Annotated in this window: 15 protein-coding genes; all 15 read right to left on the bottom strand. The window is 70.7% G+C overall.

Going from position 1 to position 14,526, the window contains the following annotated elements; genetic code table 11:
* Nucleotides 1-64 precede the first annotated feature (64 nt).
* The 15 genes from Q8O14_09860 to eno all read right to left on the bottom strand — a co-directional run bounded on the left by Q8O14_09860 (nt 65) and on the right by eno (nt 14,506).
* Entirely contained in the window at nt 65-1,255 is a 1,191-nt protein-coding gene (locus tag Q8O14_09860) for a tetratricopeptide repeat protein (protein ID MDP2361044.1), read from the bottom strand.
* Nucleotides 1,252-2,325, bottom strand: coding sequence for an S-methyl-5-thioribose-1-phosphate isomerase (mtnA, locus tag Q8O14_09855; protein ID MDP2361043.1), 1,074 nt, complete (start codon nt 2,323-2,325; stop codon nt 1,252-1,254). The genes Q8O14_09860 and mtnA overlap by 4 nt, the downstream gene beginning before the upstream one ends.
* Nucleotides 2,325-3,239, bottom strand: coding sequence for a PfkB family carbohydrate kinase (locus tag Q8O14_09850; protein MDP2361042.1), 915 nt, complete (start codon nt 3,237-3,239; stop codon nt 2,325-2,327). Before Q8O14_09850 ends, mtnA begins: the two co-directional genes overlap by 1 nt.
* A gap of 54 nt (nt 3,240-3,293) precedes the next feature.
* A complete protein-coding gene (gene rsfS, locus Q8O14_09845) occupies nt 3,294-3,731 on the bottom strand; it encodes a ribosome silencing factor (protein MDP2361041.1) in 438 nt (145 codons plus the stop codon).
* Nucleotides 3,732-3,741: 10 nt separating this feature from the next.
* On the bottom strand, nt 3,742-4,407 hold the full coding sequence (locus tag Q8O14_09840) for a LytR C-terminal domain-containing protein (GenBank protein MDP2361040.1): 666 nt from the start codon (nt 4,405-4,407) through the stop codon (nt 3,742-3,744).
* Nucleotides 4,408-4,431: 24 nt separating this feature from the next.
* A complete protein-coding gene (locus Q8O14_09835; protein ID MDP2361039.1) occupies nt 4,432-4,944 on the bottom strand; it encodes a hypothetical protein in 513 nt (170 codons plus the stop codon).
* The gene (locus Q8O14_09830) at nt 4,941-5,711 is read right to left on the bottom strand and encodes an NTP transferase domain-containing protein (protein ID MDP2361038.1); all 771 of its coding nucleotides are present in this window, start codon (nt 5,709-5,711) and stop codon (nt 4,941-4,943) included. The genes Q8O14_09835 and Q8O14_09830 overlap by 4 nt, the downstream gene beginning before the upstream one ends.
* 19 nt (nt 5,712-5,730) lie before the next feature.
* A complete protein-coding gene (panC, locus tag Q8O14_09825; protein MDP2361037.1) occupies nt 5,731-6,627 on the bottom strand; it encodes a pantoate--beta-alanine ligase in 897 nt (298 codons plus the stop codon).
* 75 nt (nt 6,628-6,702) lie between these two features.
* On the bottom strand, nt 6,703-7,515 hold the full coding sequence (gene panB / locus Q8O14_09820; protein ID MDP2361036.1) for a 3-methyl-2-oxobutanoate hydroxymethyltransferase: 813 nt from the start codon (nt 7,513-7,515) through the stop codon (nt 6,703-6,705).
* Between the two features lie 11 nt (nt 7,516-7,526).
* Nucleotides 7,527-8,624, bottom strand: coding sequence for a tRNA 2-thiouridine(34) synthase MnmA (gene mnmA, locus Q8O14_09815; GenBank protein ID MDP2361035.1), 1,098 nt, complete (start codon nt 8,622-8,624; stop codon nt 7,527-7,529).
* Nucleotides 8,621-9,772, bottom strand: coding sequence for a cysteine desulfurase family protein (locus tag Q8O14_09810; protein MDP2361034.1), 1,152 nt, complete (start codon nt 9,770-9,772; stop codon nt 8,621-8,623). Before Q8O14_09810 ends, mnmA begins: the two co-directional genes overlap by 4 nt.
* Before the next feature lie 476 nt (nt 9,773-10,248).
* Nucleotides 10,249-12,189: a hypothetical protein gene (locus Q8O14_09805; protein ID MDP2361033.1), complete on the bottom strand. Its 1,941-nt coding sequence runs from the start codon at nt 12,187-12,189 to the stop codon at nt 10,249-10,251.
* The gene (locus tag Q8O14_09800; GenBank protein ID MDP2361032.1) at nt 12,186-12,845 is read right to left on the bottom strand and encodes a DUF502 domain-containing protein; all 660 of its coding nucleotides are present in this window, start codon (nt 12,843-12,845) and stop codon (nt 12,186-12,188) included. The genes Q8O14_09805 and Q8O14_09800 overlap by 4 nt, the downstream gene beginning before the upstream one ends.
* Before the next feature lie 3 nt (nt 12,846-12,848).
* On the bottom strand, nt 12,849-13,223 hold the full coding sequence (locus tag Q8O14_09795) for a hypothetical protein (GenBank protein ID MDP2361031.1): 375 nt from the start codon (nt 13,221-13,223) through the stop codon (nt 12,849-12,851).
* On the bottom strand, nt 13,223-14,506 hold the full coding sequence (eno, locus tag Q8O14_09790) for a phosphopyruvate hydratase (protein ID MDP2361030.1): 1,284 nt from the start codon (nt 14,504-14,506) through the stop codon (nt 13,223-13,225). The genes Q8O14_09795 and eno overlap by 1 nt, the downstream gene beginning before the upstream one ends.
* Nucleotides 14,507-14,526 lie beyond the last annotated feature (20 nt).

Genomic DNA, 14,526 nt, shown 5'->3' with positions numbered 1-14,526 from the left:
CAACGCGGATGCGCGGCCGGCGGTCCTCCCGCCGTGCCGCGCCGCTTCCGCCTGTGGTTCCTGTCTATTGACCGTCGGACATCAAGGCCTTGCCCCGGACGATCTTGTCCTTGTCGCCCGTGCGGATCAGGGAGACACCCAGGTTGAACTTGAGACCGGCGTTGTCCGGCTGCAGGCCCAGGCACTTCTCGAAGTATTCCGCCGCCTTGGCGGGATCCTGCTCCTCTTCCGGCAGATCCTGGAAATAGAGGACGGCCATGGAGTACCAGCTGTCGAAGAGCAGGTCCGGGCGGTCTCCGGCCAGCGCCTCGATGCGGTTGAAGGTCTTGATCGCCTGGTGGGGTTCCTCCATGTCCCGATAGAGGAGGGCCAGGTTGTAGACCAGCATGGGATCGTTCGGGTCGAGTTCGATGGCATCGTCCAGGAAGGTGATCGCCTCGCTCATGAGGCGGCGCCCCTCGGGCGGGACAGCTCCTTCGGCGTCCTTGAGGGCCAGGCCCTGCTGGATGCGCACCTTGCCGGCGTAATTGAGCAGGTCGGCGTTGCCCTTGTTGTGCCGCAGCGCCTCGTCGACCGTGGCGCGGGCCTGGTCGTAATGGCGCGAGTTGTAGTGCAGCTGCGTCAGGACGATGGCGTAATCGACCGAGTCCGGGTAGGCCGCCACCAGCTGGGCGTAGGACTCCGCGGCCTTCTGCAGCAGGGGGAAGCCTTCCTGGTCGGCGTGCAGGGAGTTGAACTCCGTGATGTAGAGATCCCCCATCCGCTTGTGGAACTCCACGTGGTCGGGCAGGATCTCCAGCGCCGTGGCGATGCGGTCGCGCGCCTGGCGGAAATGGTCCACCACCGCCGCGCTGTCCCCCGCCGCCAGGTTCTCCTCGGCCAGATGCGTCTGCTCGATGGATCCGTTCCACAGGCCCATCCACAGCTGGTCGATGACGATGGAGGCCTCTTCCTTGTACTTGCTCCTGTCCTTCTCCTTGTCAAGGCACTGGTCGATCTTGGCGAAGGCGCGGCTCATCTCCGGCCAGCGCTTCTGTTCGGCGTAGATCTCCACCAGGCGGGCGTAGACCTGAGCCTCGCCCGTGCCCTTCGCATCCGCCTTCTCGTACCAATCGAGGGCCTGCTTGACGTCCCCCTGGTTGAAGTAGGTGTTGGCGCTGCGCAGCTCCATGGATTTGCCCGCCATCGCCGCGCAGTTCATCAACAACAGAGCCAGGAGCGTCGCCAGGACGCCCGGGACCATATGCTTTCTCATGAATCCGTCTCCCTTGCACAGGTGCCATCGGCCGCCGCCCGTCGCTGCGTGTCCAGCGCGTCCCGGATGCTTCCGGCAAAGGGCGCGCGCAGCAGGCCGGCTTCCGTCACAATATCTTGAATCAAGTCCGCGGGCACCACATCAAAGGCGGGGTTCCATGTGGCGGCGTCCCGCGGCGCCCAGCGGCAGGACCCGTGGCCCAGCAGCTCGGCCCCATCCCGTTCTTCGATGGGAATGGCCTCCCCGTCCGGGCAGGCCGGGTCGATGGTGGAAAGGGGAGCCACCACCCGGAAAGGCACGCCGTGGGCTTTGGCCGCCAGCGCCAGGCCATAGCTGCCCACCTTGTTGGCCGTGTCCCCGTTGGCCGCGATGCGGTCCGCCCCCACGAAGACGCCGTCCACCCCCAGGCGACGCATGGCGAAGGCCGCCATCGAATCCGCGATGAGACGGGCGCGCACCCCCGCCTCGGCCAGCTCCGGCATGGTGAGGCGGGCGCCTTGCAGCAGGGGTCGCGTCTCGTCCACCAGCACCTCGAAATCCAGGCCGCGGCGGCGCGCCTCGATAAAGACGGCCAGGGCCGTGCCCACCCCGCCCGTGGCCAGCGGTCCGGCGTTGCAGTGCGTCAGGTAGCGGCCCCCCGGACGGATGAGATCGGCGCCCAGCCGTCCCATGGCGCGGCCGGCGGCGCGGTCCGCCTCGTGCAGGCGCCGCGCCTCCTCCTCGGCCCGCCCGGCCCACTCGAGCGCGGGCCGTCCCTCCAGCCGGTCCAGGACCTGGGCCACGCCCCAGGCCAGATTGACGGCGGTGGGGCGCGCCTCCGCCACCTGCCGGGCCAAGTCGCGCACCCGCTGCCGATAGTCGGGCCGGGTGCCGGAGCCGGCCTCGCGGCAGGCGAGGGCCACGCCCCAGGCGCCGGCCAGGCCCAGGGCGGGCGCGCCGCGCAGGGCCAGGACGGCGATGGCTTCGGCCAGGGCGGCCACCGTCTCCAGGCGGCGGCTCTCCCGGCGGTCGGGCAGCAGGCGCTGATCGATGATCTCGAGGGCGCCGTCCCGCCAATGCAGCGCTTCCATCACGTCAGCGAGTAGCTCGTGAGGTCGGTGAAGCGGGCCAGGCGCTCCGCCAGTTGACCGGGGGTGACGGCCAGCAGACGGTCGAGACTGAAGGCCTCGACACTGAAGCTGGCCAGGGCCGAGCCGCGGATGACGGCGCGGCGCAGCGTCTCGTCGTCCACCCGTCCGTCGGCGGCCAGGGAGCCGACGAAGCCGCCGGCGAAGGTGTCGCCCGCCCCCGTGGGGTCCACCACCTGCTCGAGGGGAAGGGCCGGGGCGGCGAAGAGGCGCTCCCCGTGCCCCATGAGGGCGCCGTGCTCGCCCTTCTTCACCACCACCGTGCGCGGCCCCATCGCCTGCAGGGCCCGCATGGCGGGCAGGAGGGCGCGCCGGCCCGTGATCTGGCGGGCCTCCTCGTCGTTGACAATGAGGATGTGGCTGCGCGCGATGACGCGGACCAGGTCGGGCAGGGCCATGTCGATCCACAGGTTCATCGTGTCGGTGACGACGAGGGCGGGGGCCTCCATCTGATCCAGCACGTCCAGTTGCAGGCTGGGCTGGATGTTGGCCAGGAAGAGCACGGGGCGGCGCCGGGCGGCGGCCGGGATGCGCGGCCGGAACTCCTGGAAAACGCCCAGCTCGGTGAAGAGCGTGTCGCGGCCGATCAGGTCGTCGTGATAGCGCCCGCCCCAACGGAAGGTGCGGCCGGGCACGTTCTCGAGGCCGTCCAGCGAGACGCCCAGCTCCCTCAGCGGCTCCAGGCTGGCCCGGGGGAAATCCTCCCCCACCACGCCCACCACCAGGACCGGCGCGTAGCGGGCGGCGGCGGCGGCGAAGTAGAAAGCGCTGCCGCCCAGGACCTCCTGGACGCGGCCATGGGCCGTCTCGATGCTGTCCAGGGCGGTGGAGCCAACGACCAGTATCTCCTGCGGCATGTCATCTCCCGGCCGGACTGATTGCCTGGTGATTGCAGGGAAGGGCGGCCGGGCTCAGGCGCGCCGGGCCGGCTGGCGCTTGCGCGCGGGCTGGCTGCGGCGCCGCTCCAGATCCTCGCGCGCCGCCTTGAGGGTGCCGGCCGTGCCCGAGGCGGGGTCCACCTCCAGGCGCAGGGCGTCGCACCACAGCCGCTCCAGGTTGTAGTGGCGGCGCTTCTGCGGTTGGAAGCAGTGGAAGATGACGTCCACGAAGTCGACCACCATCCACTCGTCGGAGTCCTTCTCCGAGACATGGGCCCGCTCGCCCAGGTCGCGGGCTTGGTCCATGACGAAGTCGGTGATCGCCCGCACGTGCATGCCCACCTGGCCGGTGGAGATCACGAAGAAATCCGTCGTGTCCGTCAGGCCCCGCAGATCCAGGATCACCACGTCCTCGGCCTTCTTGGCCCACGCCATCCGCGCGATGCGTCGCGCCAGGTGGATGCCTTTCACGTCCTGGTCCTCATCGTTTGCCCATGACGGGCAGCTTGCGGTAGTCGGCTCCCATGATCAGGGTCAGATCCACGTCCACCAGGTTGGGATCGGCGGCATAGCTGATCCGGGCGGAGGAGAGGCCCAGGTCCTGGGCCAGCCGGAGGGAGGGCGCCGGATCCTTCACCCGGCTGACGATGCGCGTCTTGTCCAATGGCTCGCGGGCGTTGCCCGTCTCGCGGACGTCGTAGCGCAAGCGGCGCAGGCCATCGGCGGCCTGGGCCGCCACCAGCCGCACGCCGGTTCCGTTCAATACTTGCAGGCGGATGCCCGGACGGGCGTCCTCGGGGGCCGCCTGGGCCTGGGCCTCCGCCTCGGTGGGCGGCGCCGGGCTGAGGGGCTCCTCCCGGCCGGCCAATGTCCCTGTGGCGACGGCCGGGGCCGGCTCCCCCCCCCTCTCCGGGGCGGACTCCGGCAAGCGATCCGCCACGTCCTCCACCATGGCCTGCCCACGCTGGAGCAGGTCTCCCGCCTCGTCCTCCAGATCCTTGACGGGCAATCGGTTCCACAGGAACATGATGAAGGCGAGGTTGGCCAGGCCGATCACCAGGGCGCTCCAGGCGGCAAGGGAGGTCCAAAAAGCTCCCCCCGCACCGTGGGAGCCGGATGAAGAGGCGGCGGTACGACGGATGGACATGGAATCAGGCTCTCGTGCGCTGGATCACTCGGTGAAGCCCCAGCCGTCCATGGGCGAGGACCAGCCACCCGGCCAGGAGCGGCGCGGCGCCAGCCCGCGCGAGGCGGACAGGCGCATCTCCAGGTCGTCGGTGGGGCGCCAGCGCAGTTCGGCCCCGCCCACCAGGTTCTGGCCGGTGGCGCCGGGCATCACACTGTTGTGGAAGATGCTGTTGACCCCCACCTCGACCCTCATGTCCAGGGTGCTGGACAGCTGATAGTCCAATTGGTTGAGGTAAAGGCCGGCGCCGACGGCGCCGCCTCCGCCGCTGGCAAAACCCATCTCGACGGACTGGCGGATCTGCAGGCGGTTCGGGTCGAGCAAGGGCCCCTGCAGGTTGAGGCCCACGCCAGGTTGGAGGACCATGCCCGCCAGGGGCTGGACCTCGGCCCGATCCTTGAATTGGGCGTGCGCGGCCAGCGCCAACAGCGCGACCAGCAGGCCCCGCATGATGTTCTGACCGGTCATGCGGAACTCCTTCTCGTTGACAGTGTTCATGATAGCGCTTTTTGACGGTTCCCGCCGCCGGCGCGGCGCCTCAGCTCGGCCTCCACCGCGGCCAGCTGCTCCACTGTGTTGATGCCATGGATCTCGGCCGGATCCTCCGTCGGCAGGGCGGAGACGGGCAGGTCGTCCTCCACCAGGAAGCGGATGATGTCCGTCAGGTACAATTCCCCCTGGGCGTTGTCCGGCCGCAGGCGGTCGATGCAGGCGAAGAGGCGCTCCGTGTTGAAAAGGTAGATGCCCGAGTTGATCTCGGACACGCCACGCTCCTCCTCGCTGGCGTCCTTGTGCTCCACGATGCGGGCGACGCGGCCGGCGGCGTCGCGCAGGATGCGTCCGTAGCCGGTGGGATCGGCGAAGATGGCGGTCAGGACCGTGGCGGCGCAGCCCCCGTCCTCGTGGTGCCGACGCAGGGCCCGGAGGGTGTCGGCCCCCAGCAGGGGCACGTCTCCCGACAAAACGAGGACATCCCCCCCGTGCCCGGCCATGGCCTCCCGACACATCTGTACAGCATGTCCCGTGCCCCTCTGCTCCGCCTGGACGGCGAAGGTGACCCCCCGGGCGCCCACGGCGGCCATCACCGCCTCCCGCTGATGCCCCACCACCACCACCTGATGGCGGGCCCCCACCGCGTCGGCCTGGTCCAGCACCCAGTCGATGAGGGGCCGGCCCAGGCAGGGGTGCAGCACCTTGGCCAGGTCCGATTTCATGCGCGTGCCCTTGCCGGCGGCGAGGACGATGACCGAGAGTTCCAGTGCCACGGCCTTCCTTTCCTGACTTTCAATCCCCGTGCTTGGTCGTCACCCGCATGTTGTCGATGAGGCGCACGGCGCCCACCCGGGCCGCCGCCAGCAGCACCAGTTCGCGCTCCCCGCCTCCGTCCGGCGCCTCGCGCCATTGGGGCCGCTCCGGAACCCCGGCCAGGGAGCCCAGGGTCGACCAGTCGGCCACATGCAGGTAGTCGAGGGTCAGCGCGGCTTCGCGGTCCAGCTCCGCCCTCATCAGATCCAGGGCGTGCCCGGCCCCGGCCCCGGCCGCGAGGGCGTCGCGCCCCAGGCGCAGGGCGCGACTGATGGCCAGGGCGCTGCGGCGATCCTCCGGTCCCAGGTGGACGTTGCGGCTGCTCATGGCCAGGCCGTCCGCCTCGCGCAGGGTGGCGCCCTCCACCACCTCCACCTCCAGATCCAGGTCACGGATCATGCGCCGGATCAGCCAGAGCTGCTGGGCGTCCTTGGCCCCGAAGGCGGCGACCCGGCAGCGCGTCCACAGGAAGAGCCTTAGCACGATGCTGAGCACGCCGCGGAAGTGGCCCGGCCGCGTGGCGCCGCAGTAGCGGTCGGCGACGGGACCGGGCGTCACCCAGGTGGAGAAGCCGGGCGGGTAGACCTCGGCCGCCGCCGGCGCCAGCACGCCGTCCACGCCCGCCTCGCGGCAAAGGGCCAGGTCGCGCTCCAGGTCGCGTGGGTAGCGCTCCAGATCCTCGGCGGGCCCGAACTGGGCGGGGTTGACGAAGCTGCTCAGCCACAGGCTGTCACAGCGCCCGCGCAGGGCCCGCACCAGGGAGAGGTGGCCCTCGTGCAGATAGCCCATGGTGGGGACCAGGCCGATGCGCCGGCCCTGGCGCTCCAGTCCACCGGCGTGGCTCTGCATCTCCCGGATGCTGGTCAGCAGCTCCACCGCGTGCTCCCTTGCCTGGTCATCCCAACTGCCCGTGGGTCTCCGGCGGACGGCCGTCGCGTCCGGCGAAGGCCCTCAAATCTCCTCCGGTCCCGGGAAGTTCCCCTCCCGCACCGCCAGGCCGTAGGCCTCCACCGCGGCGCGCACCTCGGCGGCCAGGGAAGCGAAGCGGCGCGCGAAGGCAGGCTGCAGTTCCTCATAGAGCCCCAGCATGTCCATGTTGACCAGCACCTGGCCGTCGCAATCCGATCCGCTGCCGATGCCGATGACGGGAATGGCCAGGGAGGCCGTGATGCGGGCGGCCAGGCCCGGTTCCACCTTCTCCAGCACCAGGGAGAAACAGCCCGCCTCTTCCAGCAGGCGCGCCTCCTTGAAGAGCCGCTCCGCCTCGGCGGCGCCCCGGCCGCGCTGCCCCCACCCGCCCAGGCGGTGGATGCTCTGGGGGATCAGCCCCAGGTGGCCCATGACGGGGATGCCGCAGTCCACCAGGCGGCGGATCGTCTCCAGCACCGGGCGGCAGCCCTCCACCTTGACGGCCTGGGCCCCGCCCTCGGCCAGCATGCGGCCGCAGTGACGCAGGGCCTCGTCCGCGTTCCCCTGCACGCTGAGGAAGGGCATGTCGGTGACAAGGAGGGCCCGCTCCACGCCGCGGCGCACGCAGGCCGTGTGGTAGACCATCTGCTCGACGGTCACGGCCAGGGTGTCGGGGCGCCCGCCGTAAACCATGCCCACGCTGTCCCCCACCAGGATGAGGTCCACGCCGGCCTGGTCCTCCAGCCGCGCGAAGAGGGCGTCGTAGGCGGTGAGGGCGACGATGCGCTCGCCCTTTTCCTTCATCCGGCGCAGGCCGGTGGTGGTGAGGGCGCGGCCCCGTCCTTCCTTCGACATCGCAACCTCCCTCAGGCGGAGTCCCGGGCGGAGCGGATCCAGCCGCCGCCCAGCACCTGGTCGCCCTGGTAGAACACCACACACTGCCCGGGCGCGATGGCCCGCCGCGGCCGGGCGAAGCGCACCTCGGCCACGCCTTCCCGCACCCTCACCAAACAGGGGCTGCCCGGATCACGGTAACGGATGGCGGCCTGGCAGGACAGCTCCCCGCCCGGCTCTTGCACCAGCCAGTTGAGACCGTCGGCCGTGAGCATCGACTGGTAAAGATCCTGCTCCTTCGCCAAGTGGACACGCCCCGTGGCGGCATCGATGCGGCTGACATAGTGGGGCCGGCCCAAGGCCAGGCCGAGGCCCCGCCGCTGACCCACCGTGTAGGCCGCCACCCCGTCGTGGCGGCCCAGCACCGCGCCGTCCGGCCCCACCACCTCGCCGCCGCCGGCGGCAGCGGCGGCCACCGGATCGTGGTGGCGCAAGAAGCGGACATGGTCGCCGTCCGGCACGAAACAGATGTCCTGGCTCTCCGCCTTGTCGGCCACGCTCAGACCCAGGCCGCGCGCCAAATCGCGCACCTGGGCCTTCTCCAGCCCGCCCAACGGGAAGAGGGTGCGGGCGAGACGCTCCCGCTGGATGCCCCACAGCGCGTAGCTCTGGTCCTTGTCGCGCGAGGCGGCGCGCCGCAGGACCCAAGCCGCCCCTTCCCGCTCCACGCGGGCGTAGTGGCCGGTGGCGATCGCCTCCGCCTCGACCTGCGCGGCCCTCTGCCAGAGGTGCTCCCACTTGAGGCGCGTGTTGCAGAGGACGCAGGGGTTGGGCGTGCGGCCGGCGAAATACTCGGAGGCGAAGACGTCCATCACGTCGCGGCGGAACTCGGCGGACAGATCGACCACCTGGTGGGGAATGCCCAGGCGGTCGCAGACGCGGCGGGCGTCGCTGTAGGCGCGCAGGTCGCAGCAACCCCGCTCGGCCGTCACGGTTCCCGTGTCGAGATGACCGTGCAGCTTCATGGTGAGGCCGACCACCTCGTGGCCCTGCTCCACAAGCAGGGCGGCGGCCACGGCGCTGTCCACCCCGCCGGACATGGCCACCACCACGCGCCCCCGGCGGCTCACTGGGTTCCCCGCAGGCGGGCGGCGTGCTCCAGAAGGCGGGCGGCGGCGTAGTCCAGATCCTCCTCCGTCGTATCGCGTCCCAGCACCAGGCGGATGGTGCCCTTGGCCTGGCGTCGGCTGAGCCCGGCGGCGAGCAGCACATGGCTGGGCTCGATGCTGCCGGTGTGGCAGGCGCTGCCGCTGCTCACGGCGATGCCGTCCAGGTCCAGGGAGAGGAGCAGGGCCTCGCCCTCCACCTCCTCGAAGCAGAGGGAGAAATGGCCGGGCAGCTGGTCCGCGGCGGCGCCGTCGCCCAGGAGGCGCAGACCGGGCGCCCCCGCCAGGCGCGCGCCCAGGCGGCGGGACAGGGCGCGCAGCCGCACCCCCGCCTCGACGCGGCCGCTCTCGGCCAGCTCGATGGCCAGACCCAGCCCGACGAGGCCCGGCACATTCTCGGTGCCGCCGCGCCGCCCCCCTTGCTGCAGGCCCCCTGTCTGCCGGGGCCGCAGGGCGGTGCCGCGCCGCACGTAGAGGAAGCCCGCGCCCTTGGGGCCGCCGAACTTGTGGGCACTGCCGCTGAGCAGATCGATGGGGACTTCGTCCACCCGCACGGCCAGTCGTCCCAGGGCCTGCACGGCGTCGGTGTGGAAGGGCGCGCCGTGCCGTCGGCACAGCCCGGCCAGGGCCGGCAGCTCATTGATGGAGCCCAGCTCGTTGTTGGCCCAGATGATGCTGACGAGGCCCACGCCCCCCTGCTCCAGCACCCACGCCAACTTTTCGGGATCCACCCGCCCACGCCCGTCCACCGGCAGGCGGATCACGCTCCGGCCCTCCGCCTCGAGGTCCGCCGCCGTGTCCAGCACGGCGGCATGGTCGGCGGCGGAGACGACCAGGGAGCTGGCCGCGGGCAGGCCGGCCAGGACACCGCGCAAGGCCAGATTGTCAGCCTCGGTGCCGCCGCTTGTGAAGACGATCTCCTCGGGCCGCGCCGCGCCGATCACGCCCGCCGCCTGATCGGCGGCGTCGTCCAGCAGGGCGCGCGCCCGCCGTCCGAAGAGGTGCCCGCTGGACGGGTTGCCGAAGGCTTCGCCGGCCAGGCGCAGCATGCCCGCCAGGACGCGGGAATCCAGGGGCGTGGTGGAGGCGTGGTCGAGGAAGACCTTTCTCATCCCCTTCCCTCGTCGCGACCGGCGGATCTTCCCGCTGCCGGGACCTGTCGGGCCCTAGCTGCTGCGGGGGCTTGCATCCATCGCGCTGCTGGAGCCGGGGAGATCCCCCGGCGGGTCCTTGTGGGATGGGCACGCATCCTGTCTTGGATGCGGGCCGCTGAAGGCGGAATGGATGGCCTGGCTCCCACTATCGACGAACTCCAGTCTACTGTTTTCCGAAATTTGTTGGTATTCCCTCCCACCGCCCCCCTCCCGCCCGGGGTTAATGCTGGGTTCTCCAGAAAGATCCCCGTACAGGGCCACGCGGGGAAACTTCTTCGAAGCGGTGTACCCTGCGGACCACAGCCGGTCCGCCGCCTCGCATTCCGCCCCCCTTCATGTCCAGGCAGCCTCGCACCCGGGCGAACCACTTGGCAGCGGGGCGCTCAACTTAGATAACCCGGCGCCGGGAGAGGCCCCGGCGGGGCCACCAGGACTCAGCGCCCATGCCAGCTCCAATCCAGTCGACCCCACACATTGCGGCGGCTGCGCACCGTCTCTCCCGCACCGTCGCGAACCCACTCCCACTGCAGATTGAGGGCCAGGCGGCCACCCGGGGCGACACGCTGCACGGCGAGAAGCGGCCCCTGGCGCCGCAGATGCCGAACCAGGTGGCTTGTCCGCCGCCCCTCGGCCGCCGACCAGCGCCAGTCCCGCCGCTCCACCCAATCCCAGCCCGGTTTGAGGGTCCAGCGGCCGCGCCGCCCTTCCAGCGCTCCCCCCGCCTGCCACTCTTGCGCCGAATCGGAGAGGCGTTCGCGGCCGTCCTGGCGCAGGAAGCTGCCGCCGTCCTCCTCCATCCAGCGCCCACCCAGCTCGCCCGCCAGGCGCCAGCCGTCCAGGCGGTCGGGGACGGGCAGCGGGTGACGGGCGCGCTCCGTCAGCAGGAGCCGCCGTTGGATCCAGCTGCGCGGTTGCAGGGGATCATCGAAATCGTAAAGCCGGTAGTCGGCCACCAGCACGCCCCGCCCGGCCAGGCGCCAGTCGCCCAGTGCCAGGCGGTGCTCGGCGGCGCTGCGCCAAGTGCGGTTGAGGTAGTTTGCCCGACTGCGGCTCGATTGCTGGTGCCGCTCGATGGCCAGGGTGAGGCCGCCTTCGAGGGCAACCAGGGAACCGCCCCCCAGGGCGTGGCTCCAGCGCAGGTGACCCTCGCGACGGGCCTGGTCCATGTAGTCGGGATCGCGTCGCACGGGGCCGGTGAAATCCGTGTCGCGGCGCCGGAGTTCCACGGCGCCCCTGGCCAGCAGGCTGTCCGCCGCCGGACTCCAGAGCAGGCGCGCCTCCAGCCGGTTGAGGGCGATGTCGCTCAGGGTGCGGCTGAGACGGCTCAGGGGTCCGTACTCGGTATCCTGTTGCTGGCGTTGGAAGGTGTAGGCGATGCTTGATTCCAGGCCGCCCTGCGTGAGAGAGGGCTCGGTGCGCAGTTCCAGGCCGCGGTCGAGCAACGAGCCCCGCGTGTCCAGGAGGGAGTCGGTCGCCGTCCGCGGCCGGCGATCCTGGTTGCGGCTCCAGGCCCGCAGATCGGCGGCGAGACGAGCCTGCCGGCCCAACCGCCCCCGAAAGCGGTCCTCCAGCGTGATCTCCAGGCCGCGCCGGCGCTCCAGCCTTTCCCGCAAGGGATCGGGGAAGGTGTCCTCACGCTGGTCGCGCAGAGCCAGCCGCGCCTCATGGACGGTGCCGTCTTGACCCTGCCAATCACTGCGCAGGGCAAGATCCAGCCGCTGATTGCGTCGCCGGCCCGGCGCCTCCAGCTGCCAGTCGCCACGCCCGGACAGGCCTGCGTCCTCACCCGGGCTGGTGGCGCCCAGTCCCAGGCGCAGACGGGGGCCACTGTCGAAGCCGGTCTGGCGGCGATCCTGCATCCAGCCTCCCAGCGCTTCGGCGTCCAGGAGGCCGGCGTGGCGCAGGCCGAGGTCCAGCGAGGAGGAGACCGTTTCGCGCAGGGAGCGACGCTCATTGAAGAGGGCCTGGCGGGCCGCCCAGCGCAGGCGCCAGGGTCCGTCCAGGCGGCGGGTGCCGTCCAGCGAGGCCTGCTCGAGGAGGCGGCGGCTGTCCCGGTTGTAGTCGCGGTAGCCCCCCCGCCATTCGGCGCGCAGATCAAGCCGCAGGCTGTCGCGGGGTCCGGCCAGGGCGTGTCCGAGGATAAGGCGCGAACTGTGGTCCTCCAGGCCCCGCAAGGCCTGGTGCTGTAGTTCCAGGGCTGGCAGGCGGCTGCTGGCCAGTCCGGCCAGGGCCGCCAGCAGCAGGCCGGGCAGCCAGCCACGCCGAGTGGGTTGGTATCGAGTGGGCGCGTGGCCGGTCGTCCGCCGCGGGCTCAAGGGCGCGGTGGCAGGTGCGGACGTGGGGGAGCTGGCCGTGAGACCCACCGTCCGGCTCACACCTGCGGTGGCGGGGCCGCGGCGCGCCGGCCCACCGGATCGGAGCCCGTCGGTTTGAAGAGGGCGCCGCCCGACACCACCAGCTTGACGGCCTCCTCCACGCTCATCTCCAGCAGGATGGTGTCCTCCTCGGGCACGAAGATGAGCACGCCGCTGGTGGGGTTGGGCGTGGTGGGGATGAAGAGGGAGAGCAGCCGGTTGTCCTGCTGCGGGCGCAGCTTCTCGCGCACCTCGCCCCCGGCCCGCCGGGTCAGGAAGCCGACGCACCAGGTCCCCCGGCGTGGATACTCCACCAGGACGGCCTGGCGGAAGAGTTCGCTCTTCGAGGTGACGAAGGAGTCCATGATCTGGCGCACGGCTCGCACCAGTTTGCTGAGGAAGGGGATGCGCTCGACGACGGCTTGGCCCAGCCGGAGCACCTGTCGGCCCAGGTAGTGCTGGGTCAGGAGGCCGACCAGGAGGATGAGGAGGGCGAGGAGGATGAATCCGAGCCCCGGGATGTAGGGGAGGCCCATGTCCCGCAGGATGCGCAGGATGATCTGGCCCAGCACTTGGTCCAGCCAGTTGAAGATGCCCACCAGCACCATGACCGAGATGGCCACCGGCGTGATGGTGAGCACGCCGGTCATGAAGATGTTGCGCAGGCGCTTGACCATGTCTCACTCCTTGGCGGTGGCCGTGTCCTCCGGCAGCACGACGCGAAACAGCTCCTCTCCCGGCCGGCCCATGCCCAGACGGCGGGCCTCCTCCTCCAGGGTGAAGGGATCGCCTGCCTGCAGCAGGCGGTTGCGCTCGCGGTACCAGACGATCTGCGTCTCCAGGTGCCGCGAGCGGGCATCCAGTGAATCCAGCGCACGGCGGAGGCGGGCGTGATCCAGGAGGCCGTGGTCGCGCAGGACGAACCACACCAGGGCCCCCGCCGCCGCCAGGGCCAGCAAGCTTCGCCCCAGGGCCGGCGACAGGGGCGCCCGCCCCCCTCCGGCCCGGCCAAGGAGAAAGGCGAGCGCCTGCTTGACGCGCTGCATGCGGTTCATCAGGTCCGCATCGTCTCCGGACCGGCATAGTGCGCCGCCTCGCCCAGCGTCTCCTCGATGCGCAGCAGCTGGTTGTACTTGGCGATGCGGTCGGTGCGGCTGAGGGAGCCGGTCTTGATCTGGCCGGCGCCGGTGGCCACCGCCAGGTCGGCGATGGTCGTGTCCTCCGTCTCCCCGGAACGGTGGCTGATCACGCACGTGTAGCCGTGGCGGGTGGCCAGGCGCATGGTGTCCAGGGTCTCGGTGATGGTGCCGATCTGGTTCAGCTTGATGAGGATGGAGTTGGCCACGCCCTTGTCCAGGCCCATCTGCAGCCGCTTGACGTTGGTGACGAAGATGTCGTCGCCCACCAACTGGATCTGCTTGCCCAGCTTGTCGGTCATCAGCTTCCAGCCCTCCCAGTCGTTCTCCGCCATGCCGTCCTCGATGGAGGAGATGGGATAGGCGGCGACCAGATCGGCCCAGTAGGCGACCATCTCCTTGGCCGTCAGGCTGCGCCCCTCGCCCTTCAGCACATAGCGCTTCTTCTTGGCGTCGTAGAACTCGCTGGCGGCCGGATCCAGGCAGATGAAGATGTCCTTGCCCGGCTTGTAGCCGGCGGTCTTGATCGCCTGCACAATGAGGTCGAGGGGCTCCCGGTTGTCCTTCAGGTTGGGGCTGTAGCCGCCCTCGTCACCCACGGCCGTGCCGTAGCCCTTGGCCTGGAGGACCTTCTTCAGCGCGTGGAAGGTCTCGGCCCCCATGCGCAGGGCTTCGGCAAAGGAGGAGGCGCCGGCCGGCTGGATCATGTACTCCTGGCAGTCCACGTTGTTGTCGCTGTGGGCGCCGCCGTTGAGCACGTTCATCATGGGGACGGGCAGCAGATGGGCGTGCACGCCACCCAGGTACTGGTAGAGCGGCAGGCCGGCGGCATCGGCGGCGGCGTTGGCCACCGCCATGGAGGCGCCTAGGATGGCGTTGGCGCCCAGCTTCTTCTTGTTGGGCGTGCCGTCCAGGCGGCAGAGCATGCGGTCGATCTCCACCTGGCTGGAGGCGTCCATGCCCAGCAATTCGGGCATGATGATGTCGTTGACATTCTCCACGGCCTTGAGCACGCCCTTCCCCAGGAAGCGCTGCTTGTCGCCGTCGCGCAGCTCCACGGCCTCGAACTGGCCGGTGGAGGCGCCGCTGGGGACGATGGCCGAGCCGAAAGCGCCATCGGCCAGGGACACCTCGACCTCGACAGTGGGATTGCCGCGGGAATCCAGCACCTCGCGGGCATGGACATCGAGGATCTCGAACATGGAACCCTCCAGGATGGATG

It is taken from the genome of bacterium (genome assembly GCA_030685015.1).
In the GTDB taxonomy this organism is placed as follows: Bacteria; CAIWAD01; CAIWAD01; order CAIWAD01; family CAIWAD01; genus CAIWAD01.
Note: the sequence above shows the minus strand (reverse complement) of the source record. Positions and strands in the feature narration are given on the sequence as shown.